Below are 20,608 nucleotides of genomic sequence, written 5' to 3'. Positions count from 1 at the left end.
CGGTAGGGGTGGCCGAACGTGGGCCACCTCACCCGGACGGACGGGCCCGGACTCAGGCCCCGGTGCGGTCTCCGCCCGGCACCCACAGCACGTCGCCGCGCTCACGATTGGCGTAGCGGCCGAGGATGAACAGCAGGTCGCTGAGCCGGTTCAGGTACTTCGCGACGAGCACGTTCACGGAGTCGCCGTGCTCCTCGATCGCCTTCCACGCGGCGCGCTCGGCGCGACGCACCACCGTGCGGGCGACGTGCAGCTGAGCCGCGGCCGGCGTGCCGCCGGGCAGGATGAACGAGTCGAGCTTGGGCGTCTCGGCGTTGAACCGGTCGCACCACTGCTCGAGCCGCTCGACGTAGTCGGGCTCGACGCGCAGCGGCTCGTACTCGGGCTCGGCGACGACCGGGTTGCCCACGTCGGAGCCGAGGTCGAACAGGTCGTTCTGGATGTGCGTCAGCACGCCGGCGACGTCGGCGTCCAGCTCGCCGGTCGCGAGAGCGACGCCGATGTGGCTGTTGGCCTCGTCGACGTCGGCGTAGACCACCAGGCGCAGGTCGTTCTTGGACGTCCGGGAGAAGTCGACGAGGTTCGTCGTGCCGTCGTCGCCGGTGCGGGTGTAGATCTTCGTCAGGTGAACCATGGGTTCACCCTAGGGCGCGTGCCCCGCGGGGTCACATCCAGTCGATGAGGTGAACGCGGACCTTGGCGGAGGAGGTGTCGTCGGCGTTGGCGGGCGAGGCGACCGTGCCGGCGGCGACAGCGAGGGCCAGGAGGGTCGCGGCGATGATCTTCTTCATGGGAACAGTGTGGCGGGTGTGCGCTCACGCGGCAAGCGAAACGGACGAACCGGTCCGATGTTCACAGGACGTTGTTGACGCCGCGTCCCGGCGGCGAGGACTCGAGCCAGGACAGCAGGCCGGTCAGGGAGTTGGGACTGAGGGCGAACTGCTCGATGCCGTCGGCGTTCTCGGTGCGCACGACGATGTGTCCGTCGTGCAGCGCGTAGGCCTCGGCGCCCTCAGGGTCGCGCCGGCCCTCGATCAGGACGCGCCCCCGGACGAAGCGGTGCCGGGGCCTCGGGGAGAAGGAGAACGTGCGGTACCAGGTGATGTCCTCGTCGCCGTAGACCGCGACGCCCAGCACCCACCCGGCGGCCGAGTGCTCGGCGCTGCGGTTGACGCTCAGCTCGAAGGAGACACCCTGGCGGGCGATCCAGCGACGACGGGCGACGATCGCGCCCACGAGCAGGAAGCCCAGGACGACGATGATCGCGAGGGAGTCGACCAGCCACAACCACAGCGGCATCGATCACTCCCCCGCGATCACCATCAGGAAGCCTTGCCGATGAGGCGCAGCTTCGCCTCGGCGCGGCGGACCGCGGCCTCGTCGTCGGACGAGCGGGCCTTCTCGAGCTCGGCGGTCAGGGCCGACTCGTCGACCTCGTCGGCCAGGAAGGTGTCCTCGGACAGGATCGAGACCCGGTCCGCGGCAACCGAGATGAAGCCCTCGCTGACCGCGGCGCGGACGGTGTCACCGTCGACCGGGAAGATCTCGACCACGCCGGGAACCAGCAGGGACAGCAGCGGCGCATGGCCGGTGAGCACGCCGATGTCGCCCTCGGCGGTGCGGGCGATGACCTCACGGGCCTCACCCGACCACACGACGCGGTCGGCGGCGACGAGCTCGATCTGCAGTGTCATGTCCGTGGCCCTCAGAGGTTCTTCTGGATCTCGGCCCACTTCTTGTCGACGTCGTCCAGACCGCCGCACATGAAGAACGCCTGCTCGGCCACGTGGTCGTACTCGCCGTTGCAGATCTTGGTGAAGGCGTCGATCGTCTCGTCGAGCGGGACGGTCGAACCCTCGATGCCGGTGAACTGCTTGGCCACGTAGGTGTTCTGCGACAGGAAGCGCTGGATGCGACGGGCGCGCGAGACGATCGTCTTGTCCTCTTCGCTGAGCTCGTCGACACCGAGGATCGCGATGATGTCCTGGAGCTCCTGGTTGCGCTGCAGGATGCCCTTGACCCGGTTGGCCGTCGCGTAGTGGTCCGCGGCGATGTACCGCGGGTCCAGGATGCGCGAGGTCGACGTCAGCGGGTCGACGGCCGGGTAGATGCCCAGCGAGGCGATCTCACGGCTCAGCTCGGTGGTGGCGTCCAGGTGGGCGAACGTCGTGGCCGGAGCCGGGTCGGTGTAGTCGTCGGCGGGCACGTAGATCGCCTGCATCGAGGTGATCGAGTGACCACGCGTCGAGGTGATCCGCTCCTGCAGCACGCCCATCTCGTCGGCCAGCGTGGGCTGGTAGCCCACGGCCGAGGGGACGCGACCCAGCAGGGTCGAGACCTCCGAGCCGGCCTGCGTGAACCGGAAGATGTTGTCGATGAACAGCAGCACGTCCTGACCCTGGACGTCGCGGAAGTACTCCGCCATCGTCAGGGCGGACAGGGCCACGCGCAGGCGGGCTCCCGGCGGCTCGTCCATCTGGCCGAAGACCAGCGCCACCTTGTCGAGGACGCCCGACTCCTCCATCTCGACGATGAGGTCGTTGCCCTCGCGGGTGCGCTCGCCGACGCCGGCGAACACCGACACGCCGTCGTGGTCCTTGGCGACGCGGGCGATCATCTCCTGGATCAGCACGGTCTTGCCGACGCCGGCACCACCGAAGAGGCCGATCTTGCCGCCGAGCACGTACGGCGTCAGCAGGTCGATGACCTTGATGCCGGTCTGGAACATCTCGGTCTTGGACTCGAGCTGGTCGAAGGCCGGAGCCTTGCGGTGGATGCCCCAGCGCTCCTGGACGTCCCAGGTCTCACCCTCGGCGAGGTTCATGACCTGGCCGGTGGTGTTGAAGACCTTGCCGAGCGTCTGGTCGCCGACGGGAACCGAGATCGGCTCGCCGGTGTCGGTGACGGGGGTGCCGCGGACGACGCCGTCGGTGGGACGCAGGCTGATCGCGCGGACCATGCCGTCGCCGATGTGCTGCGCGACCTCGAGGGTCAGCGTCTCCTTGGTGCCGGCGACCTCGGTGTCGACCAGCAGGGCGTTGTAGATCTCCGGCATCTGGTCGGCCGGGAACTCGATGTCGAGCACCGGGCCGATGACGCGGGCGACGCGGCCGGTCACGGCGGCCGAGTCGTTGGTGGTCTCTTCGACGGTTGCAGTCATGGTGTCTTCCTCAATCGGACGCGGAGGCCTCGGCGAGCGCGTTCGCGCCACCCACGATCTCGCTGATTTCTTGGGTGATGCCGGCCTGGCGAGCCTGGTTCGCCAGTCGGGTGTACTTCTCGATCAGGTCCTGCGCGTTGTCGGTCGCGGACTTCATGGCCTTCTGACGCGCGGCCAGCTCGGAGGCGGCCGCCTGCAGCAGGCAGGAGTAGATGCGGCTGTAGAGGTACTTGGGCAGGACCGCCTCGAGGACCTCGGCGGCACTGGGCTCGAACTCGTAGAGCGGCAGCACCTCCGCGTCCTCCGGGGCCTCCTCGCCCTCGACGATCTCGAGCGGGAACAGCCGGATGGCCGTCGGCTCCTGCACGAGCATCGACTTGAAGCGCGTGTAGACCACGAACAGCTCGTCGATGACGGGCAGGTCCTCGGCGTCCTCGTCGGCGTCGTCCATGTGACCGCCACGGGCGATCAGCGCGTCGCCCATGGCGCGCGCGTCGTCGTACGTGGGCTTGTCCGAGAAGCCGGTCCACGACTTCTCGAACTCCCGCTGGCGGAAGTTGAAGTACGTCTCGGCCTTGCGGCCGGCCAGGAAGTACGTGACCTCCTTGCCCTCCCCGCGGAGGCGCTCGGCGAGCTGCTCGGTCTCCTTCAGCACGCTCGAGGCGTACGCACCGGCCAGGCCACGGTCGCTGGCGATCACGAGGATCGCCGCACGCTTCGCGTCCGGGTTCTCGGTGGTCAGCACGTGGTCGACGTTGGAGTACGTGGCCAGGGCCGACACCGCACGCGTGAGTTCACGCGCGTACGGTGCGGCCGCGGCCGCGTGCTGCTGAGCCTTGATGATCCGCGACGCGGCGATCAACTCCATCGCGCGCGTGATCTTCTTGGTCGACTGGGTCGACCTGATCTTCGCGCGGTACTCACGGAGTGAGACAGCCATCGTCAGCCTCGCTTCTGTCGGACGATCTGCTCCTGCTCGACCTCTTCGTCGGCGAGTGCGTCGAACTCCTCGTGCCCGGCCTTGATCGACTCACCGTCGCCGGTCTCGAACTGGTCGAGGAAGGAGTCGTAGGCACCCTCGAGCGCCTGGGCGCTGGAGTCCTCGAACTTGCCGCTCTCGCGGATCGCGTCGAGCACACCGGCGTGCGAGCGCTTGACGTAGTCCTGGAACTCCGCCTCGAAGCGGTGGACGTCCGAGACCGGCACGGCGTCGAGCTTGCCCGTCGTGGCGGCCCACAGCGAGACGACCTGCTGCTCCATCGAGAAGGGGTTGTACTGCGCCTGCTTGAACAGCTCCATCAGGCGCTGACCGCGGGCGAGCTGGGCCTTGGACGCGGCATCGAGGTCGGACGCGAACATCGCGAACGCCTCCATGGCGCGGTACTGGGCCAGCTCGACCTTCAGCGAGCCGGTGACGGCCTTCATCGCCTTGGTCATCGCCGAGCCACCGACGCGCGACACCGAGATGCCGACGTCGACCGCGGGACGCTGGTTGGCGTTGAACAGGTCCGACTGCAGGAAGATCTGACCGTCGGTGATCGAGATGACGTTCGTCGGGATGTAGGCCGACACGTCGTTGGCCTTCGTCTCGATGATCGGCAGACCGGTCATCGAGCCGGCACCCAGCTCGTCGCTGAGCTTGGCGCAACGCTCGAGCAGCCGCGAGTGCAGGTAGAACACGTCGCCCGGGTAGGCCTCGCGGCCCGGCGGGCGGCGCAGCAGCAGCGACACGGCGCGGTACGCCTCGGCCTGCTTCGACAGGTCGTCGAAGATGATCAGGACGTGCTTGCCCTGGTACATCCAGTGCTGGCCGATGGCCGAGCCGGTGTACGGGGCGAGGTACTTGAAGCCGGCCGAGTCGGACGCGGGGGACGCGACGATCGTCGTGTACTCCATCGCTCCGGCCGCCTCGAGCGCGCCACGCACGCCGGCGATGGTCGAGCCCTTCTGACCGATGCCCACGTAGATGCAGCGGACCTGCTTGCTCGGATCGCCCGACTCCCAGAACTCCTTCTGGTTGATGATCGTGTCGATCGCGATCGCGGTCTTGCCGGTCTGGCGGTCACCGATGATCAGCTGACGCTGGCCGCGGCCGACGGGCGTCAGCGCGTCGATCGACTTGAGGCCGGTCATGAGCGGCTCGTGGACGCTCTTGCGCTGCATCACGTTCGGCGCCTGCAGCTCGAGCGCGCGACGGCCCTCGATGCCGGTGATCTCGCCGAGACCGTCGATGGGGTTGCCCAGCGGGTCGATGACGCGACCGAGGTAGCCCTCGCCGACGGGGACCGAGAGGACCTCGCCGGTGCGCTTGACCTTCTGGCCCTCTTCGATACCCGCGAAGTCACCGAGGATGACGACGCCGATCTGGCGGACGTCGAGGTTCAACGCCAGACCCAGGGTGCCGTCGTCGAACTCGAGCAGTTCGTTGGCCATCGCAGAGGGAAGACCCTCGACCTGCGCGATGCCGTCGGCCGCGGACGCGACGACGCCGACTTCTTCGGCCTCGCCCTGCGTCGGGGTGTAGTCCGACACGAACTTCTGCAACGCGTCGCGGATCTCCTCCGGACGAATCGAGAGTTCAGTCATGCTGTGTGCCTGCCTTCTTGTGCGAACGGTGCGTTCTGGTCAGCCTGCGATGCGCCGGCGGGCGGCCTCGAGGCGGGTGGACATGGTGGCGTCGACGACCTCGTCGCCCACGGAGACGGCGATGCCGCCGATGACGGACGGATCGACCACGGTGTTGAGCTGGATCGATCGGCCGTACCGCCGCGACAGCGCCGCGGTGAGCCGGTCACGCTCGGCCTGGTCGAGGTCGTACGCGACGCGAGCCACGGCGACGAGACGATCCTCGCGCGCCGCGACCTGCCGACTGAAGGTGTCGAGGACCCGCTCGAAGGAGCCGGTCCGCGCGACCGCTGCCTGCGTGAGCAGGGCCAGCGTGGCCTCTGAGACCTTGCCGCCGAACACGTCCCGCAGCAAGGTGGTCTTCGCCGCGACCGGAACCGACTTGTCGGAGACGACCTGACGCAGCTCGTCCGAGTCGTGGATGACCCGGCCTGCCTCGAACAGCTCGTTCTCGAGCACGTCGCCCTGGCCGGCAGCGTCCGCTGCGCGCGTGAACGCCGCGACACCGGCGATCTCGAGCCCGTCGGTCAGGTCACGCCCGGCGGCCCAACGACCGCCCACGGCGGCGTCGATCACCGACGCGGTGTCCTGGCTGACCTTGCCGCCGAAGATCCCGGCGGCGAGCGAGCGCTTGCCCTCGGTGTCGATCGACGGGTCGGTCAGGACCCGGCGGGCCGCGACGGCCCCGTCGAGCGCCTCGACGGCGCCGAACAGCTCGGTGCCGACCTGGGTCGCCGACGTGCCCGGCACCGCGGAGACCGCGGACAGGGTCGTGTCGAGCGACTTGGCAGACGATCCGCGCATCAGTTGGCCGACCCCTCGAGTTCATCCATGAAGCGCTGGACCGAGCGACGCTGCGCATCGGTGTCGGCGAGCGACTCGCCGACGATCCGACCCGCGAGCTCGGTGGCCATGCCACCGACCTCGGACTTGAGCTGCGCGATCGCCTGCTGGCGCTCGGCAGCGATCTGCGCCTGTGCCTGCGAGACGATGCGGGCGGACTCGGCCTGAGCCTGCTCGCGCATCTCGATGACGATCTGCGCACCCTGCTCGCGCGCCTCCTCGCGGATGGCGGCGGCCTCGTGGCGAGCATCGGCCAGCTGCGCCGTGTACTGCTCGAGGGCGGCCTGGGCTTCCTTCTGCGCCGACTGCGCCTCCTCGATCCCGCCTTCGATCGCGGCCGTGCGCTCGGCGTAGGCCTTCTCGAAGTTGGGGACGACGTACTTCCTCACGAGGAAGTACAAGATCGCGAAGACGACCAGCGACAGCACGACCTCGGAGAGGATCGGGATGAGCGGGTTGTGCTCCTCGCCTTCGGCGGCCGTGGCGAGAATCGTGGAGTACATCAGTCAGTTCCTGACGTTGTCAGAGGACGAAGGCGAGCGCGATGCCGATGATGGCCAGGGCCTCAGCCAGGGCGAAGCCGAGGATCGCGATCGACTGGAGGCGGCTCTGGGCCTCGGGCTGGCGGGCGACACCGTTGATGTACGCGGCGAAGATGAGGCCGATGCCGATGCCGGGGCCCACGGCCGCCAGGCCGTAACCGATCATGTTCAAGTTGCCGTCCACGGCTTTTCCTTTCGTTGGCGGCGCACAGGCGCCGTCGGTTGCGAAAACTGAGGGTTATGGAGTTGTGACTGACGAGTCAGTGCTCGTCAGCGAGCGCCCCGCCGATGTACATCGCGGTCAGCAGGGTGAAGACGTAGGCCTGCAGGAACAGGACCAGCAACTCGAGGAAGCTCACCAGGATGCCCATGACGAAGGACAGCACGCCGACCGGCGCGTACCAGGGGTTGCCCGAGTCGAGAATGAGGTAGGCGGCGCCCGTCGCGAACAGGATCAGCAGCAGGTGGCCGGCGAACATGTTGGCGAAGAGACGAAGAGCCAGCGTGGCCGGGCGGACCAGGATCGTCGAGAGGAACTCGAGCGGGATGATCAACGCCAGGATCGGGCCCTTGATGCCGCCGGGGACGGTGACGTGCTTGAGGTAGCCCACCAGCCCGTGGCGGGCGACGCCGACGCCGTTGTAGACGACCCAGACCAGCAGCGCGAGCGGCACGACGAACCCAAACCGCGAGAACGACGGGAACTGCAGGAACGGGATGAGGCTGAAGTAGTTGTTCACCAGGACGAAGGTGAAGAGCGCGAAGAGCAGGGGCACGAACTTGAGGAAGTCGTGCGAGCCGATCGAGTCGCGGGCGACGCCGTTGCGCACGAAGCCGTAGACGTACTCGCCGACGAACTGCAGGCGGCCGGGGACGACGGCCTTGTTCTTGGAGGCGGCCCAGAAGAAGCCGACGATCAGCGGCACGGAGAGCGCCAGCAGCAGCATCGGCTTCGTGACGTCGAAGTCACCGATCGAGAAGACCGGCGGCAGCTCGAAGCTCGCCGGGCCGGGAGCGGTGAAGCCGCCCTCGGAATCCGAGGCGGCATTCAGCACGGTGGTCGTCACGGAGGACAATCGATCACCCTTCTGTGGCGTCGGAACCCTGTCGGCCCCGACGTCGGTCGGCAGTTCGCGCAGATCAGCTCTCGCGTTGCGCCATGAAGACGGTGTAGATGCCCAGTGCGGCACCCACCACCACTCCGATGGCGACCATGAACGACGTGTCCCACCAACGATCGAGCAGGAATCCCGCTCCCCCGTAGAAGATCACACCACCGGCCACGCGACCGAAGGCTACCCACGGATCCTGCGGTGGGGGTGTGTCGTTCATCGCTCCCCGAATCTATCAGGGGCCTTTGCAGCGCCTGCAGGCAGGTCGTGAAAGTTTTCACTTCCCCTCGAGGCCGCCGCGTGGGCCTGCCTCAGGGGCGCGGCGGGTCCTCGGAATCGCCCGCGGAGGCGTCCGGGAGGTCGTACATCGGGGTGCGCTCGCGGGTGGAGTCGAAGACGCGGACCGCCAGCCAGACCAAGGTCGTGGCGATCACCGTGACGGAGACGGACTCGGCGTCGATCGCGCCGTCGACTCCGGCGGCACCCTGGAGCACGACGAACAGGACCAGCAGTGCGACGACCTTCGTGACGAAGAAGATCATCGCGAACAGCAGCGACAGCCCCGGGGTCTGCTTGGCCACGGGTCCCAGCACGGCCGGGGTCGCGCCGAAGAAGATGGCGACGATCGCTCCCCCGACGAGCGCTCCCAGCAGGCCCTCGGAGCCCACGACCAGCGCCGCGACGAGAGCACAGGCCCCGATGGTGACGGCGGCAGCCCACGGGGTCAGGCGACGAGGACTCACGACCACACCTTCGATTCGAATCGGGGAAGCAGGAAGATCGCGGCCGTGACCAGGGCGGTGAGCACGGCGATGGCGACGAAGAGCTGCCAGCCGCTGAACAGGCCGATCGCGACCACGCCGAACGCGACGAGGGCGGCGGCGGCGTACATCAGCAGCACGGCGCGCCGGTGCGAGTGGCCGATCTCGAGCAGCCGGTGGTGGATGTGCATCTTGTCGGGGCTGAACGGCGAGCGTCCCGCGCGGGTGCGGCGCAGCACCGCCAGACCCATGTCCAGGAACGGGACGGTGAGGACCGCGAACGGCAGCACGAGCGGCAGGATCGCCGCCGGGAGCAGACTCGAGTCGGCACCGCCGATCCCCTCCGACAGGCTCGTCGCCGGGAACTGCCCGGTGAGGCTGATCGAGGAGCACGCCAGGACGAAGCCGAGCAGCATCGAGCCCGAGTCGCCGATGAACATCCGCGCCGGGAAGAAGTTGTGCGGCAGGATGCCCAGGCACGCGCCGGCGAGGCTGATCGTGAGGATGGCCGCCGCGACCGCGCGGGTCTCGCCGTTCTCGACCGCCAGGACGAAGGCGTACACGAAGAACGCGATGGAGCCGATGGCGGCCATCCCCGCCGCCAGGCCGTCGAGCCCGTCGACGAAGTTCATCGCGTTGGCCGTGGCCACGATGAGGAATACGGTGAGGATCATCGCCTGCGCCTGGTCGAGGCCGAGGTACGTGTTGGGCAGCGGCAGGTAGACGAAGTGCAGGCCCATCGCGACGGTGATGACGCCCGCCAGCACCTGGCCGGCGAACTTGCTGAGGGCGTCGAGCTCGAAGAGGTCGTCGATGACGCCGACGAGGCAGATCACGAAGCCGCCGACCAGCACGGCCCGCAGGTCGGCGAAGAGCGACTCGTCACCGCCGGACAGGAACGGCAGGTGGGTGGCGGTCAGGTACGCCGCGACCAGCCCGCCGAGCATCGCCGGGCCGCCGAAGTACGGCGTGGGGATCGCGTGCACGTCGCGGTCGCGCACCTGGGCGACCGCCCCGAGCTGCTGGGCACTCTGCCGCGCGAGGGACGACAGCAGGTACGCCACGCCGATCGCGACGCCGAAGACGACGAGGTACTCACGCACCGGCTCCACCGCCGGCGGGCTCGATCGTGTTGTTGTAGCGGTGCAGCGTCGCCACGTCGATGGCGCCGGCACGCAGCACCCGCGGGACGGCGCCAGTGACGTCGAGGATCGTCGAGGGCGTGGCACCCGCCGTGGGGCCGCCGTCGAGGTAGACGCGGACGCTGTCGGCGAGCATCGACTCGGCCTCGTCCGCCGAGGCGGCGGCGGGCTGACCGCTCAGGTTGGCGCTGCTGACGGCACTCGGTCCGGCCTTGCGCAGGACGGCCCGCGTGCGGTCGTCGTCGGGGACGCGCACGGCGACAGTGCCGTGCGTCTCCCCCAGGTCCCACGTCAGCGACGGCTGGGCGCGGAAGACGACCGTGAGGGGTCCGGGCCACAGGTCCTCGAGCATCGCCTGCAGCCACGTCGGCGGGCGCTCGGCGACGAGGGCGTCGAGCGTGGCCGGCTCGGCGATCAGGACCGGAGGGGGCATGTCGCGGCCGCGGCCCTTGGCCTCGAGCAGCCGTGCGACGGCCGTGGGGTCGAACGCGTCGGCCGCGATGCCGTAGACCGTGTCGGTCGGCAGCACGACGAGCGCACCGTCGCGCAGGGCCGACACGGCGGCCTCGATGCCGGCGTCGAGCTCGGTCGCGCAGTCGAACCTCATGAGCCCAAGGTTAGGGGTCGGCGACGTCACCCACGCGTGCGGCCACCGGCAGGCCGGTCGGTAGGATCGTCAGGATGCCCATCCTCCCGGCGACTGCGGTCGGCCCCTCGACAGTCGTGACGCGATGACCTCGTCGCCGACCCTCGCGGCCGCCCTCGCCCTGGGGTCCGCCCTCGGCTTCGCCTTCTCGACGTCCTTCCAGCACCTGGCCGCCGGCCGCGTGCACCTCACGGTCACCCATCCCCTGCTGGTGCTGCTGCAGCTGCTGCGCAGCCCGCGCTGGCTCGCCGGCAGCACGATCGGCCTGACCGCCTGGTTCCTGCACGCGATCGCCCTCAACCTCGGCACGCTGTCGCTCGTCCAGCCGATCATCCTGCTGGGCGTTGTGCTCGCCGTCGTGGTGCGCTCTTCCCTGGAGCGGCGCCTGCCGCACTGGAACGAGATCGCCGGCGTCGCCGTGACCATCGTGTCGCTCATCGCCGTGGTGTCCCTCGCGGACCGGAGCCACGAGGGCCGGGACGCCCCGATGGGCTGGATGCTCGGCGTCGCCGCCGCCGGCGTCGTCATCGCCCTGGTGGTGACGCGCGTGGCGAACCAGCTGCCGCGCCGTGGCGTGGCCGCGTTCGTGCTCGGGATGACGGCCGGCATGCTCTTCGGCATCACCGCCTGCCTGATGAAGGTGGTCGGCAGCGCGATCGGCGACGAGGGCGTCCCCGGCTTCCTCGGGACCTGGTCGCCGTGGGTGCTGCTGGCGTGCGCCCTGCTGGCGATGTCGCTCAACCAGCGCGCCTACCAGCTGTCGCGCCTCTCGCACTCGATGCCGGTGCTCAACGTGACCTCGGTGCTGCTGTCGATCCTGCTCGGCTCCCTGCTGTTCGACGAGTCGCTGCCGACCTCGCCGGCCGCCCTGGCGATCCAGGCGCTCGGACTCGTCGGCATCGCCTGGGGCCTCTACCGCATCGCCGACGCCGGCAGCCGCGTCCGCGTCTCCTGAGCCCCGCTCCCCGCTGTCGGAGGCGGTGAGCTGGGTCCGACCGCACCCCAGGGGCGGTGACCCTGGTCCCACGCGCGCCGCCGCCCTGGGACTCAGCTCACCGCCCCTGCCGGAGCCGTGGGACCCAGCTCACCGCCCCGGCCGGAACCGCGTACGGGTCAGGGGCGGCGGGCGGTGACGAAGCGGGGGCGGTCAGCGAGGTCGAGGTGGTCGCGGACCTCGGCCCAGCGCGGGGTGAAGACGGCCGGAGCGGACTCCCCCTGGGCGTCGGCGTGCTCGGCGCCGACCACGCCGCCGGAGCGCAGCAGGCGCCAGGCCACCTGCTCGACCACGCGCATCGCGTCGAGGCCGTCGTCGCCGGACCAGAGCGCCAGCTGAGGGTCGTGGTCGCGGGCCTCGGGCGCGACCGACTCCCACGCGTCCAGCGGGATGTACGGCGGGTTGACCACCACCACGTCGACGGTGCCGTCGAGCTCGGGGAACGCGTCGCCCATGTCGCCGCGGCGCAGGTCGACCCCCGTGCCGTCGAGGTTGCGCAGGGCCCACGCGAACGCGCCCTCGTCGAGCTCGACGGCGTGCACGCGCGACTCCGGCAGCTCGTGGACCATCGACAGCGAGATCGCCCCGGAGCCGGCGCACAGCTCGACGACGACCGGCGGGCGGTCCTCCCCCGTCAGCACGGCGCGGGCCGCGTCGATCGCCCAGCCGGCGAGCAGCTCGGTCTCGGGGCGCGGCACGAACACACCCGGCCCGACCTCGAGGTCGACGTAGCGGAACCCGGCCGAGCCGGTGATGTGCTGCAGGGGCACGCGGCGGGCGCGGGCGTCGATCATCTCCAGGTAGGTGCGGCGCTGGACGTCGTCGACCCTCGCCGTGAGCGTCAGCAGGGCCCGCGGCGTGCCGGTGACGTGGCTGAGCAGCACCTCGGCGTCGTGCCGGGGGGACCCGACGCCGCCCTCCTCCAGCCGCGCGGCGGCGTCCTCCAGCAGCCGGCGGGTGCTCACCGGCGGTCCTCCAGCGCGGCGAGCCGCTCGGCCAGGTCGGCCTCGACGAGCGATCCGATGACGTCGTCCAGCGCCCCGTCGATCACCTGGTCGAGGTTGTACGCCTTGAACCCCGTGCGGTGGTCGGAGATGCGGTTCTCGGGGAAGTTGTACGTGCGGACGCGCTCGGAGCGGTCGACCGTGCGCACCTGCGAGCGACGGGCGTCCGACGCCTGCGCGTCGGCCTCGGCCTGCGCCGCGTCGAGCATCCGCGACCGCAGGATGCGCATCGCCTGCTCCTTGTTCTGCAGCTGCGACTTCTCGTTCTGGCAGCTCACGACGATGCCCGTGGGCAGGTGCGTGATCCGGACCGCGGAGTCGGTGGTGTTGACGCTCTGACCGCCGGGTCCGGACGAGCGGAACACGTCGATCCGCAGGTCGTTGTCGTTGATCTGCACGTCGACGTCCTCGGCCTCGGGCAGCACGAGCACGCCGGCGGCCGAGGTGTGGATCCGGCCCTGCGACTCGGTGACGGGGACGCGCTGCACGCGGTGGACACCGCCCTCGAACTTCAGCAGCGCGTACGGCGCCTCGCCGGGCTCGGGGGTGCCCTTGGCCTTGACCGCGGCCGTGACGGACTTGTAGCCGCCCAGCGCCGTCTCGGTGGCGTCGAGCACCTCGACCTTCCAGCCGTGCTGCTCGGCGTAGCGCGAGTACATCCGCAGCAGGTCGCCGGCGAACAGGGCCGACTCCTCGCCGCCCTCGCCGCCCTTGATCTCGAGGATGACGTCCTTGCCGTCGGCGGGGTCGCGCGGCACCAGCATGCGCTCGAGCCGCTCGGCGAGCGCGGGGACCCGTCGTTCGAGCTCGGCGGCCTCGTCGTCCATGTGGAGCTCCTGGGCGGCCACGAGGTCCTCGCGGGCGTCCTGCCACTCGCGGTACGTCCGGATGACCGCGGTCAGCTCGGCGTACCGGCGGCCCAGGTCGCGGGCGCGACGAGGATCGGCGTGGACGTCCGGGTCGGACATCTGCCGTTCCAACTCCGCATGCTCGTCGATCATCGACTCGACGGCTTCGAACATGACGTCACCTCCTGCGCTGGGTCCGGACACGACAACGGCGCCGGCCGCTCCGGGAGGAGCGACCGGCGCCGGAGAAGTCCTACTTCTTGCCGTAGCGCTTCTCGAACCGGGCCACGCGGCCACCGGTGTCGAGGATCTTCTGCTTGCCCGTGTAGAACGGGTGGCAGGCCGAGCAGACATCGGCGCGGAGGGAGCCCTCGGTGGCCGTGCTCTTGGTCGTGAACGAGTTGCCGCAGGTGCAGGTCACCTGGGTCTCGACGTACGCGGGGTGGATGTCCTTCTTCATGATGTCCTCTCGTGAGGTCGCCGGGTCGGACGCGGGCGCGCACCGTGAACCGGAACCAAGGATCGATTGTGCCAGTCGGCACTCGTATAACCCAAATCGGGTTCGCGATGTTCCCCGCTCCCCCTCGGACCGTGCGACCGCCTACTATGACCCACATGGTGGACAAGAGCAGCAGGATCAAGACCATCGCCGTCACGTTGGCGATGCTCGTGGTGCTCGGCGCTGCGGCTGCCTGGATCGCCACGGAGTACGGAGCCAACCGCGCGATCACCGTGATCGCCGCGATCGGCCTCGTCGCGGCGCTGGTGTGGATCATCCTCACCGTCGTGGCGTTCGTCGGGGCCGCCAACGCGCGACGCGTCGTGACCGAGGAGGACTCGACGCTACGCAACGTGCAGCGCCCCGTGCCGCGGCGCTCGCCGATCCTGTCCGGCGAGGACGAGTCGAAGCGCGTCGGCCGCCGCCGCCGCGACCCCGACGCCTGAGCCGGCTCAGCCCGGAAGCAGCGCCTCGATGTCGGCGGCGATGTCCTTCGGGCTGGTCGTGGAGCCGTAGCGCTTCACCACGTTGCCGTCGGGGTCGACGAGGAACTTGGTGAAGTTCCACTTGATGGCGCCCCCGAGGATGCCCTTCTTCTCGCTCTTGAGCCACTGGAACAGCGGGTGCGCGCCCGACCCGTTGACGTCGACCTTCGAGAACATCGGGAACTGGACGCCGAACTGCGACTCGCAGAACGTGGCGATCTCGTCCTCGGCGCCGGGCTCTTGGCCACCGAACTGGTCGCACGGGAAGCCCAGCACCACGAAGCCGCGCTCGGCGTAGGTGTCGTAGAGCTCCTGCAGGGGCCCGTACTGGGGCGTGAAGCCGCACTGGGAGGCGGTGTTGACGACGAGCGCCACCTTGCCGCGGTAGTCGGCCAGGTGCTGGTCGAGGCCGTCGATGGTCGTGGCGGTGAAGTCCCAGGCGGTGGTCATGCGGCGAGGCTACCCGGGAGTCCCGACCGAGCGAACGCGACCGGCCCGGTCCCCTGTCGGGGCCGGGCCGGTCGTGGTTCGTGCAGGCGGTGCGTCAGCTGCCGTCGTTGGCGCCGCCGGGCATCGTCTTGTTGATCTCCATGAGGAACTCGACGTTGTTCTGCGTCTTCTTGAGCTTGCCCAGGATGAGCTCGAGGCCCTGCTGGCCGTCGAGGCCCGAGAGCAGCCGGCGCAGCTTCCACACGATGGCGAGCTCGTCGCGGGCCATGAGCAGCTCCTCACGGCGCGTGCTCGAGGCGTCGACGTCGATCGCGGGGAAGATGCGCTTGTCGGCGAACTCGCGACGCAGGCGCAGCTCCCAGTTGCCGGTGCCCTTGAACTCCTCGAAGATCACCTCGTCCATGCGCGAGCCGGTCTCGATCAGCGCGGTGGCCAGGATGGTCAGCGAGCCGCCGTCCTCGATGTTGCGCGCCGCGCCGAAGAACTTCTTGGGCGGGTACAGCGCCGAGGAGTCGACACCGCCGGACATGATCCGGCCGGACGCCGGAGCCGCCAGGTTGTAGGCACGGCCCAGGCGCGTGATGCCGTCGAGCAGCACGACGACGTCGTGACCCAGCTCGACCAGCCGCTTGGCGCGCTCGATCGCCAGCTCGGCCACGGTGGTGTGGTCGGACGCCGGGCGGTCGAACGTGGACGCGATGACCTCGCCCTTGACGGTGCGCTGGAAGTCGGTGACCTCCTCCGGACGCTCGTCCACCAGGACGATCATCAGGTGGCACTCGGGGTTGTTCTCGGTGATGGCGTTCGCGATCTGCTGCATGACCATCGTCTTGCCGGCCTTGGGCGGCGAGACGATGAGGCCACGCTGGCCCTTGCCGATCGGCGAGACCAAGTCGATGACGCGACCGGTCAGGCCACTGGCCTGGCCCTCGAGGCGCAGGCGCTCGGAGGGGTACAGCGGCGTCAGCTTGGAGAAGTCGACGCGACGCTTGGACTCCTCGGCGTCGGACCCGTTGACCGAGTCGACCTTGACCATCGGGTTGAACTTCTCCTTGCGCTCGCCCTCGCGGGGCTGGCGCACCTGGCCGGTGATCGCGTCACCGCGACGCAGGCCGAGCTTGCGCACGAGCGACATCGAGACGTAGACGTCGTTCTCGCTCGGCAGGTAGCCGGTGGTGCGCACGAACGCGTAGTTGTCGTGGATGTCGAGGATGCCCGCGGCCGGCACCAGGACGTCGTCCTCGGTGAAGGTGGGGTTGTCCTCGAGGCCACGGCCGCCGCCGATGCCGGTGCTGCGGTTGCGACCACGACGGTTGCGGCGGCGTCCGCCGTCCTCGTCCTGGGTGCGGTTCTGGTTGCCCTGGTTGCGGTCCTGGTTGCGGTCCTGGTTGCGGTCCTGGTTGCCCTGGCCACGCTCCTGGGTGCGGTCCTGGTTGCCCTGGCCACGCTCCTGGTTGCGGCCCTGGTTGCCCTGGCCGCGGTTCTGGTTGCGGCCCTCACGGTCGCCGGACTCGCGCTCGCGGCGCTCGCCCTGCGACCTGTCGCCCTGCTTCTCGTCCTGCGAGCGGTCGCTCTGACCCTTGTCGTCCTGCTTCGGCGTGCGCTCGCGACGCGGCTCGCCCTGGTCGGACGACTCGGACGCGGCGGGAGCCTGCGGGGCCTCGACCTCGGCCTGCTCGACCTTCTCGACCGGAGCGGTGGACTTGGGGGCGCCGGCGGCGCGACTGGCGCGGGCCGGGCGCTTGCGGGCCTTGGGGGCGGACGCCTCGACCGGCGCGGGCGCCTCGGCCGGCGCCTCGGGCAGGGTGTCCTGGCTGGCGCGGGGCGCCTCGGCGGGCTTGGACTCGCCACGCGCGGTCTTGATCGCGTCGATCAGCTGGCCCTTGCGCATCTTGGCGGCGCCCTCGATGCCGAGGCCGGCGGCGATCTCCTGGAGCTCGGCGATCACCTTTCCGCCCAGCGCACCCCCGGACTTGCGGGGAGCCTTCGCGGGGGCCTGGTCGGCGCCGTCCGCGGGAGTGGGATCGACCGTGGTTGATTCCGTCACACGTTGTCCTTATCGGGAGGCCACGTTTCCTGGTTCCGCACTGGTCGGGATTGCCGACGTCGCGTTCAGGATCGCCCGTATCCGACGGGCTCAGAAGTGGCATGGTGCCGGGGAGAGAAACTCGACTCCGACCTCGTCAGCCTAGCACGCAGTCACGGCACGATGTCAGCACCGCGGGGCGACACGCGCAGTTCGCGATGCAGCCATCCGCGGGGGGTCCAGGCCTCCAGCCCACCCGCGAACGCGAGCACCGTCGGACCGGCTCCGGACACGACCGCCGGCACGCCCTCGACGCGCAGCTGACGCACGAGCTTGTAGGAGTCGGGCATCGCCTCGGCACGGTAGGTCTGGTGCAGCCGGTCCTCGGTGGCCGAGATCAGCCGCTCGGGTGCGGTCGTCAGGGCCGCGACCAGCAGCGCCGCCCGGCCCGCGTTGAACGAGGCGTCGGCGTGCGGCACCGTCGCGGGCAGCAGCCCGCGGGCCAGCGAGGTGGCCACCGGCTCGGGCGGCACGAAGACGGTGAGGTCGGACTCGACGTCCAGGCGCAGCGTCTCGGCCGCCGCACCGTCGACCCACGAGATCGTGAAGCCGCCGAACAGGGCCGGCGCGACGTTGTCGGGATGGCCCTCGAGATCGGTCGCGAGGCCGAACATGGTGCGGTCGTCCATGCGGTCGTCACCGCCGACGACGAGCGCCCGGGCCAGGACCACGCCCGCGGCGATCACGGCGGCCGAGGAGCCCAGGCCGCGGCCGTGCGGGATCGTGTTGCGGCAGGTCAGGCGCAGCCCGGCGGGCCGCTCGGCCAGCAGGTCGAACGCGGCGTCCATCGCGCGGTACAGCAGGTGCGTCTCGTCGCGGGGCACCTCGTCGGCGCCCTCGCCCTCGATGTCGAAGACGAGTCCCGAGCCCGTGACCTCGGCCGTGACCTCGTCGTACCAGGTCAGCGCGAGGCCGAGCGAGTCGAAGCCGGGCCCGAGGTTGGCACTGGTGGCCGGCACCCGGACGGTGACGGGCCCGTCGACGAACGTCATGCGAGGCCGGCGGCCTCGGCCGCGGCGTGGACGTCCGCGTCGACGACGGTGTCGACGATGGAGCCGATCTGCGACAGCGGCGTGTCGATGTCCTTGAGGCCGTGGCCCGTGACGGTGATCGTGATCGTCAGCCCCGTCGGCACCTCGCCCGCCGCGACGGCCGCGAGGAGGCCCGCGACACCGGCAGCGGAGGCCGGCTCGACGAAGATGCCCTCGTGCCGGCCGAGCTCTCGCTGGGCGTGCAGGATCTGCTCGTCGGTGACGGCATCGATGCGGCCGCCGGACTCGTCGCGCGCGTTCTCGGCGAGGGTCCACGAGGCCGGGTTGCCGATGCGGATGGCCGTGGCGATCGTCTCGGGGTCGGGCACGACCTCGCCGCGCACGAGCGGCGCGGCACCGGCGGCCTGGAAGCCCCACATCTGCGGGCGCGACGAGGCGTCGCCCGACTCGTGGTACTCGACGAAGCCCTTCCAGTACGCGCTGATGTTGCCGGCGTTGCCGACCGGGAGCACGTGGACGTCGGGAGCGCGACCGAGGACGTCGACGATCTCGAACGCGGCGGTCTTCTGGCCCTCCAGGCGCATCGGGTTGACCGAGTTGACCAGGGCGACCGGGTACTCCTTGGCGAGGCCGCGCGACATGTTCAGGCAGTCGTCGAAGTTGCCGCGCACCTGGATGATGTCGCCGCCGTGCATGACGGCCTGGGCCATCTTGCCCGCGGCGATCTTGCCCTGCGGGACGAGCACGATGGGCGTCAGGCCCGCGCGGGCCGCGTACGCCGTCATCGACGCCGAGGTGTTGCCGGTCGAGGCGCACACGACGGCCTTGGCACCCTCGGCGACCGCCGCGGAGATCGCCGTGGTCATCCCCCGGTCCTTGAAGGAGCCGGTGGGGTTGTCGCCCTCGACCTTGACCCAGACGTCGCCGCCCACGATCCCGGACAGCCAGGACGAGTGGATCAACGGGGTGCCACCCTCGCCGAGCGACACGACGGTCGCGCCCGGCTCGAGCGGGATGCGGTCCCGGTACTCCTGGATGACTCCACGCCACGGGCTGGCCATCACGACACTCCTTCGACTCGCATGACCGACGACACCCCGCGCACCATGTCCAGCTCACGGAGCTGTCCGACGGTGGCTGCCAGGGCGGCATCCTCGGCCTCGTGGGTGACGACGACGAGCTGGGCGTCGTCGCCGCGGCCCTCCTGGCGGACCGTCTTGATCGAGACGTCGTGGACCGCGAACGCCTGCGCCACCGCGGACAGGACGCCCGGACGGTCGTCGACGTCGATCGCGACGTGGTAGCGGGTGCGGGCGCGGCCGATCGGCAGCACCTCGACCTGGGCATGCGCGGTCTCGCCGGGGCCGAAGACCCCGTCGACGCGGTGGCGGGCCACGGTGACGACGTCGCCCAGGACGGCGCTGGCCGTCGGCGAGCCGCCGGCGCCCGGGCCGTAGAACATGAGCTGGCCGGCGGCCTCGCTCTCGACGAAGACGGCGTTGTAGGCGCCGCGGACGCTCGCCAGCGGGTGGGAGTCGGGGATCATCGCCGGGTGCACGCGCGCGGACACGGCCGTGCCGTCCTGGTTGATCTCGCAGATCGCGAGCAGCTTGACGACGCAGCCCATCTCGCTGGCCGACCGGACGTCGGCCGCGGTGACCTCGGTGATCCCCTCGCGGTGGACGTCGCCGATCGTGACGCGGGTGTGGAACGCCAGCCCGGCCAGGATCGCGGCCTTCGCGGCAGCGTCGAAGCCCTCGACGTCGGCGGTGGGATCGGCCTCGGCGAACCCGAGGCGCTGAGCGTCCTCGAGGGCCTCGTCGAAGCTGGCCCCGGTGGTGGTCATGGCGTCGAGGACGAAGTTGGTGGTGCCGTTGACGATGCCCAGCACGCGCTCGACCCGGTCGCCGGCGAGCGACTCGCGCAGCGGGCGGACGATCGGGATGGCGCCGGCCACGGCGGCCTCGTAGTAGAGGTCGCGCTCGGCCTTGACCGCGGCCTCGTAGAGCGTGTCGCCGTCCTCGGCGAGCAGGGCCTTGTTGGCCGTGACGACCGACGCGCCGTTCTCGAGCGCGGCGAGGATGAGCTCGCGGGCCGGCTCGATGCCGCCGATGACCTCGATGACGACGTCGAGGTCGCCGCGCGACACCAGGCCGAGGGCGTCGGTCGTGAACAGGTCGGCGGGTAGGTCGAGGTCGCGCGTGCGCTCGAGGCGGCGGACGGCGATGCCGACGAGCTCGACGGGCGCACCCACGCGACGGCCGAGTTCCTCGGCGTCGCGCACGAGGAAGCGGGCGACCTCGGTGCCGACGACACCGCAGCCGAGCATTGCGATGCGGATCGGACGGACTCCCGCGGGAGCCTCGGGCGAGGGCGTGGTCACCGGGTCAGCCTATCGGCCGCCGGACTCCCCCGGCCC

At 70.3% G+C, this 20,608-nt stretch carries 25 protein-coding genes; 2 read left to right on the top strand and 23 right to left on the bottom strand.

Translation table 11 applies throughout. The features are described from left to right. Positions 1 to 52: 52 nt before the first annotated feature. From AFL01nite_RS12280 to AFL01nite_RS12215, 15 genes are all read right to left on the bottom strand, one after another. The gene (locus AFL01nite_RS12280) at positions 53 to 634 is read right to left on the bottom strand and encodes a cob(I)yrinic acid a,c-diamide adenosyltransferase (protein WP_146827980.1); all 582 of its coding nucleotides are present in this window, start codon (positions 632 to 634) and stop codon (positions 53 to 55) included. A gap of 31 nt (positions 635 to 665) precedes the next feature. Further along, positions 666 to 791: a hypothetical protein gene (locus tag AFL01nite_RS15730; RefSeq protein WP_281285737.1), complete on the bottom strand. Its 126-nt coding sequence runs from the start codon at positions 789 to 791 to the stop codon at positions 666 to 668. Positions 792 to 852: 61 nt separating this feature from the next. After that, entirely contained in the window at positions 853 to 1,299 is a 447-nt protein-coding gene (locus AFL01nite_RS12275; RefSeq protein WP_146827979.1) for a DUF2550 domain-containing protein, read from the bottom strand. 23 nt (positions 1,300 to 1,322) lie between these two features. Further along, positions 1,323 to 1,694: a F0F1 ATP synthase subunit epsilon gene (locus AFL01nite_RS12270; protein WP_146827978.1), complete on the bottom strand. Its 372-nt coding sequence runs from the start codon at positions 1,692 to 1,694 to the stop codon at positions 1,323 to 1,325. Positions 1,695 to 1,705: 11 nt separating this feature from the next. Next, positions 1,706 to 3,160 carry a F0F1 ATP synthase subunit beta gene (atpD, locus tag AFL01nite_RS12265; protein ID WP_146827977.1) on the bottom strand — a complete coding sequence of 485 codons (1,455 nt, stop codon included), beginning with the start codon at positions 3,158 to 3,160 and terminating at the stop codon, positions 1,706 to 1,708. A 10-nt stretch (positions 3,161 to 3,170) separates the two neighbouring features. Then, complete coding sequence (locus tag AFL01nite_RS12260; protein ID WP_146827976.1) at positions 3,171 to 4,100, bottom strand: F0F1 ATP synthase subunit gamma; 930 nt, start codon at positions 4,098 to 4,100, stop codon at positions 3,171 to 3,173. Between the two features lie 2 nt (positions 4,101 to 4,102). Beyond that, positions 4,103 to 5,746, bottom strand: coding sequence for a F0F1 ATP synthase subunit alpha (atpA, locus tag AFL01nite_RS12255; RefSeq protein ID WP_146827975.1), 1,644 nt, complete (start codon positions 5,744 to 5,746; stop codon positions 4,103 to 4,105). 39 nt (positions 5,747 to 5,785) lie between these two features. Further along, a complete protein-coding gene (locus AFL01nite_RS12250) occupies positions 5,786 to 6,589 on the bottom strand; it encodes a F0F1 ATP synthase subunit delta (protein WP_146827974.1) in 804 nt (267 codons plus the stop codon). After that, positions 6,589 to 7,131, bottom strand: coding sequence for a F0F1 ATP synthase subunit B (locus AFL01nite_RS12245; protein ID WP_146827973.1), 543 nt, complete (start codon positions 7,129 to 7,131; stop codon positions 6,589 to 6,591). Before AFL01nite_RS12245 ends, AFL01nite_RS12250 begins: the two co-directional genes overlap by 1 nt. 19 nt (positions 7,132 to 7,150) lie before the next feature. Then, positions 7,151 to 7,354: an ATP synthase F0 subunit C gene (gene atpE / locus AFL01nite_RS12240; RefSeq protein ID WP_146827972.1), complete on the bottom strand. Its 204-nt coding sequence runs from the start codon at positions 7,352 to 7,354 to the stop codon at positions 7,151 to 7,153. Positions 7,355 to 7,430: 76 nt separating this feature from the next. Beyond that, a complete protein-coding gene (gene atpB, locus AFL01nite_RS12235) occupies positions 7,431 to 8,237 on the bottom strand; it encodes a F0F1 ATP synthase subunit A (RefSeq protein ID WP_146827971.1) in 807 nt (268 codons plus the stop codon). Positions 8,238 to 8,310: 73 nt separating this feature from the next. Then, complete coding sequence (locus tag AFL01nite_RS12230; RefSeq protein ID WP_146827970.1) at positions 8,311 to 8,502, bottom strand: hypothetical protein; 192 nt, start codon at positions 8,500 to 8,502, stop codon at positions 8,311 to 8,313. 91 nt (positions 8,503 to 8,593) lie between these two features. Continuing rightward, complete coding sequence (locus tag AFL01nite_RS12225; RefSeq protein WP_146827969.1) at positions 8,594 to 9,025, bottom strand: Cg1360 family ATP-synthase-associated protein; 432 nt, start codon at positions 9,023 to 9,025, stop codon at positions 8,594 to 8,596. Further along, positions 9,022 to 10,146 carry an MraY family glycosyltransferase gene (locus tag AFL01nite_RS12220; RefSeq protein WP_146828018.1) on the bottom strand — a complete coding sequence of 375 codons (1,125 nt, stop codon included), beginning with the start codon at positions 10,144 to 10,146 and terminating at the stop codon, positions 9,022 to 9,024. The genes AFL01nite_RS12225 and AFL01nite_RS12220 overlap by 4 nt, the downstream gene beginning before the upstream one ends. After that, the gene (locus AFL01nite_RS12215; protein ID WP_146827968.1) at positions 10,139 to 10,792 is read right to left on the bottom strand and encodes an L-threonylcarbamoyladenylate synthase; all 654 of its coding nucleotides are present in this window, start codon (positions 10,790 to 10,792) and stop codon (positions 10,139 to 10,141) included. Before AFL01nite_RS12215 ends, AFL01nite_RS12220 begins: the two co-directional genes overlap by 8 nt. 124 nt (positions 10,793 to 10,916) lie before the next feature. On the opposite strand from AFL01nite_RS12215, the gene AFL01nite_RS12210 reads away from it, so the two are divergent. Continuing rightward, entirely contained in the window at positions 10,917 to 11,786 is an 870-nt protein-coding gene (locus AFL01nite_RS12210) for a DMT family transporter (protein ID WP_146827967.1), read from the top strand. Positions 11,787 to 11,944: 158 nt separating this feature from the next. Here the strand turns inward: AFL01nite_RS12210 and prmC are convergent, their stop codons facing one another. The 3 genes from prmC to rpmE form a co-directional block, all read right to left on the bottom strand. Continuing rightward, positions 11,945 to 12,790 (bottom strand): peptide chain release factor N(5)-glutamine methyltransferase, encoded by an 846-nt coding sequence (gene prmC, locus AFL01nite_RS12205; RefSeq protein WP_146827966.1) that lies wholly within the window; start codon positions 12,788 to 12,790, stop codon positions 11,945 to 11,947. After that, positions 12,787 to 13,851 carry a peptide chain release factor 1 gene (gene prfA, locus AFL01nite_RS12200; RefSeq protein ID WP_146827965.1) on the bottom strand — a complete coding sequence of 355 codons (1,065 nt, stop codon included), beginning with the start codon at positions 13,849 to 13,851 and terminating at the stop codon, positions 12,787 to 12,789. Before prfA ends, prmC begins: the two co-directional genes overlap by 4 nt. Before the next feature lie 79 nt (positions 13,852 to 13,930). Further along, on the bottom strand, positions 13,931 to 14,137 hold the full coding sequence (gene rpmE / locus AFL01nite_RS12195) for a 50S ribosomal protein L31 (protein WP_146827964.1): 207 nt from the start codon (positions 14,135 to 14,137) through the stop codon (positions 13,931 to 13,933). A gap of 155 nt (positions 14,138 to 14,292) precedes the next feature. Between rpmE and AFL01nite_RS12190 the strand changes: the two genes are divergently transcribed. Continuing rightward, positions 14,293 to 14,622 (top strand): hypothetical protein, encoded by a 330-nt coding sequence (locus tag AFL01nite_RS12190; RefSeq protein ID WP_146827963.1) that lies wholly within the window; start codon positions 14,293 to 14,295, stop codon positions 14,620 to 14,622. Positions 14,623 to 14,628: 6 nt separating this feature from the next. Here AFL01nite_RS12190 and AFL01nite_RS12185 read toward each other — a convergent pair whose 3' ends face one another. From AFL01nite_RS12185 to AFL01nite_RS12165, 5 genes are all read right to left on the bottom strand, one after another. Continuing rightward, the gene (locus AFL01nite_RS12185; RefSeq protein ID WP_146827962.1) at positions 14,629 to 15,111 is read right to left on the bottom strand and encodes a glutathione peroxidase; all 483 of its coding nucleotides are present in this window, start codon (positions 15,109 to 15,111) and stop codon (positions 14,629 to 14,631) included. A gap of 94 nt (positions 15,112 to 15,205) precedes the next feature. Continuing rightward, a complete protein-coding gene (gene rho, locus AFL01nite_RS12180) occupies positions 15,206 to 17,158 on the bottom strand; it encodes a transcription termination factor Rho (RefSeq protein ID WP_146827961.1) in 1,953 nt (650 codons plus the stop codon). Between the two features lie 152 nt (positions 17,159 to 17,310). Next, entirely contained in the window at positions 17,311 to 18,189 is an 879-nt protein-coding gene (gene thrB / locus AFL01nite_RS12175) for a homoserine kinase (RefSeq protein WP_146827960.1), read from the bottom strand. Continuing rightward, positions 18,186 to 19,250 (bottom strand): threonine synthase, encoded by a 1,065-nt coding sequence (gene thrC, locus AFL01nite_RS12170; RefSeq protein ID WP_146827959.1) that lies wholly within the window; start codon positions 19,248 to 19,250, stop codon positions 18,186 to 18,188. Before thrC ends, thrB begins: the two co-directional genes overlap by 4 nt. After that, positions 19,250 to 20,572 (bottom strand): homoserine dehydrogenase, encoded by a 1,323-nt coding sequence (locus AFL01nite_RS12165; RefSeq protein WP_281285736.1) that lies wholly within the window; start codon positions 20,570 to 20,572, stop codon positions 19,250 to 19,252. The genes thrC and AFL01nite_RS12165 overlap by 1 nt, the downstream gene beginning before the upstream one ends. Positions 20,573 to 20,608: the final 36 nt, after the last annotated feature.

This window comes from Aeromicrobium flavum, from assembly GCF_007992115.1.
Classification (GTDB): domain Bacteria; phylum Actinomycetota; class Actinomycetes; order Propionibacteriales; family Nocardioidaceae; genus Aeromicrobium; species Aeromicrobium flavum.
The sequence above is the reverse complement of the archived record's forward strand: the minus strand, read 5'-3'. Positions and strand labels throughout refer to the sequence as shown.

What these genes read in the sequence shown, in the direction of transcription:
- AFL01nite_RS12190 (WP_146827963.1), top strand. Translation starts at nt 14,293, where the DNA reads ATGGTGGACAAGAGCAGCAGGATCAAGACCATCGCCGTCACGTTGGCG.
- thrB (WP_146827960.1), bottom strand. Translation starts at nt 18,189, where the DNA reads ATGACGTTCGTCGACGGGCCCGTCACCGTCCGGGTGCCGGCCACCAGT.
- AFL01nite_RS12245 (WP_146827973.1), bottom strand. Translation starts at nt 7,131, where the DNA reads ATGTACTCCACGATTCTCGCCACGGCCGCCGAAGGCGAGGAGCACAAC.
- AFL01nite_RS15730 (WP_281285737.1), bottom strand. Translation starts at nt 791, where the DNA reads ATGAAGAAGATCATCGCCGCGACCCTCCTGGCCCTCGCTGTCGCCGCC.
- AFL01nite_RS12280 (WP_146827980.1), bottom strand. Translation starts at nt 634, where the DNA reads ATGGTTCACCTGACGAAGATCTACACCCGCACCGGCGACGACGGCACG.
- prfA (WP_146827965.1), bottom strand. Translation starts at nt 13,851, where the DNA reads ATGTTCGAAGCCGTCGAGTCGATGATCGACGAGCATGCGGAGTTGGAA.
- AFL01nite_RS12215 (WP_146827968.1), bottom strand. Translation starts at nt 10,792, where the DNA reads ATGAGGTTCGACTGCGCGACCGAGCTCGACGCCGGCATCGAGGCCGCC.
- AFL01nite_RS12250 (WP_146827974.1), bottom strand. Translation starts at nt 6,589, where the DNA reads ATGCGCGGATCGTCTGCCAAGTCGCTCGACACGACCCTGTCCGCGGTC.
- AFL01nite_RS12185 (WP_146827962.1), bottom strand. Translation starts at nt 15,111, where the DNA reads ATGACCACCGCCTGGGACTTCACCGCCACGACCATCGACGGCCTCGAC.
- atpD (WP_146827977.1), bottom strand. Translation starts at nt 3,160, where the DNA reads ATGACTGCAACCGTCGAAGAGACCACCAACGACTCGGCCGCCGTGACC.
- atpA (WP_146827975.1), bottom strand. Translation starts at nt 5,746, where the DNA reads ATGACTGAACTCTCGATTCGTCCGGAGGAGATCCGCGACGCGTTGCAG.
- AFL01nite_RS12210 (WP_146827967.1), top strand. Translation starts at nt 10,917, where the DNA reads ATGACCTCGTCGCCGACCCTCGCGGCCGCCCTCGCCCTGGGGTCCGCC.
- AFL01nite_RS12270 (WP_146827978.1), bottom strand. Translation starts at nt 1,694, where the DNA reads ATGACACTGCAGATCGAGCTCGTCGCCGCCGACCGCGTCGTGTGGTCG.
- AFL01nite_RS12260 (WP_146827976.1), bottom strand. Translation starts at nt 4,100, where the DNA reads ATGGCTGTCTCACTCCGTGAGTACCGCGCGAAGATCAGGTCGACCCAG.
- rpmE (WP_146827964.1), bottom strand. Translation starts at nt 14,137, where the DNA reads ATGAAGAAGGACATCCACCCCGCGTACGTCGAGACCCAGGTGACCTGC.
- thrC (WP_146827959.1), bottom strand. Translation starts at nt 19,250, where the DNA reads ATGGCCAGCCCGTGGCGTGGAGTCATCCAGGAGTACCGGGACCGCATC.
- AFL01nite_RS12230 (WP_146827970.1), bottom strand. Translation starts at nt 8,502, where the DNA reads ATGAACGACACACCCCCACCGCAGGATCCGTGGGTAGCCTTCGGTCGC.
- AFL01nite_RS12275 (WP_146827979.1), bottom strand. Translation starts at nt 1,299, where the DNA reads ATGCCGCTGTGGTTGTGGCTGGTCGACTCCCTCGCGATCATCGTCGTC.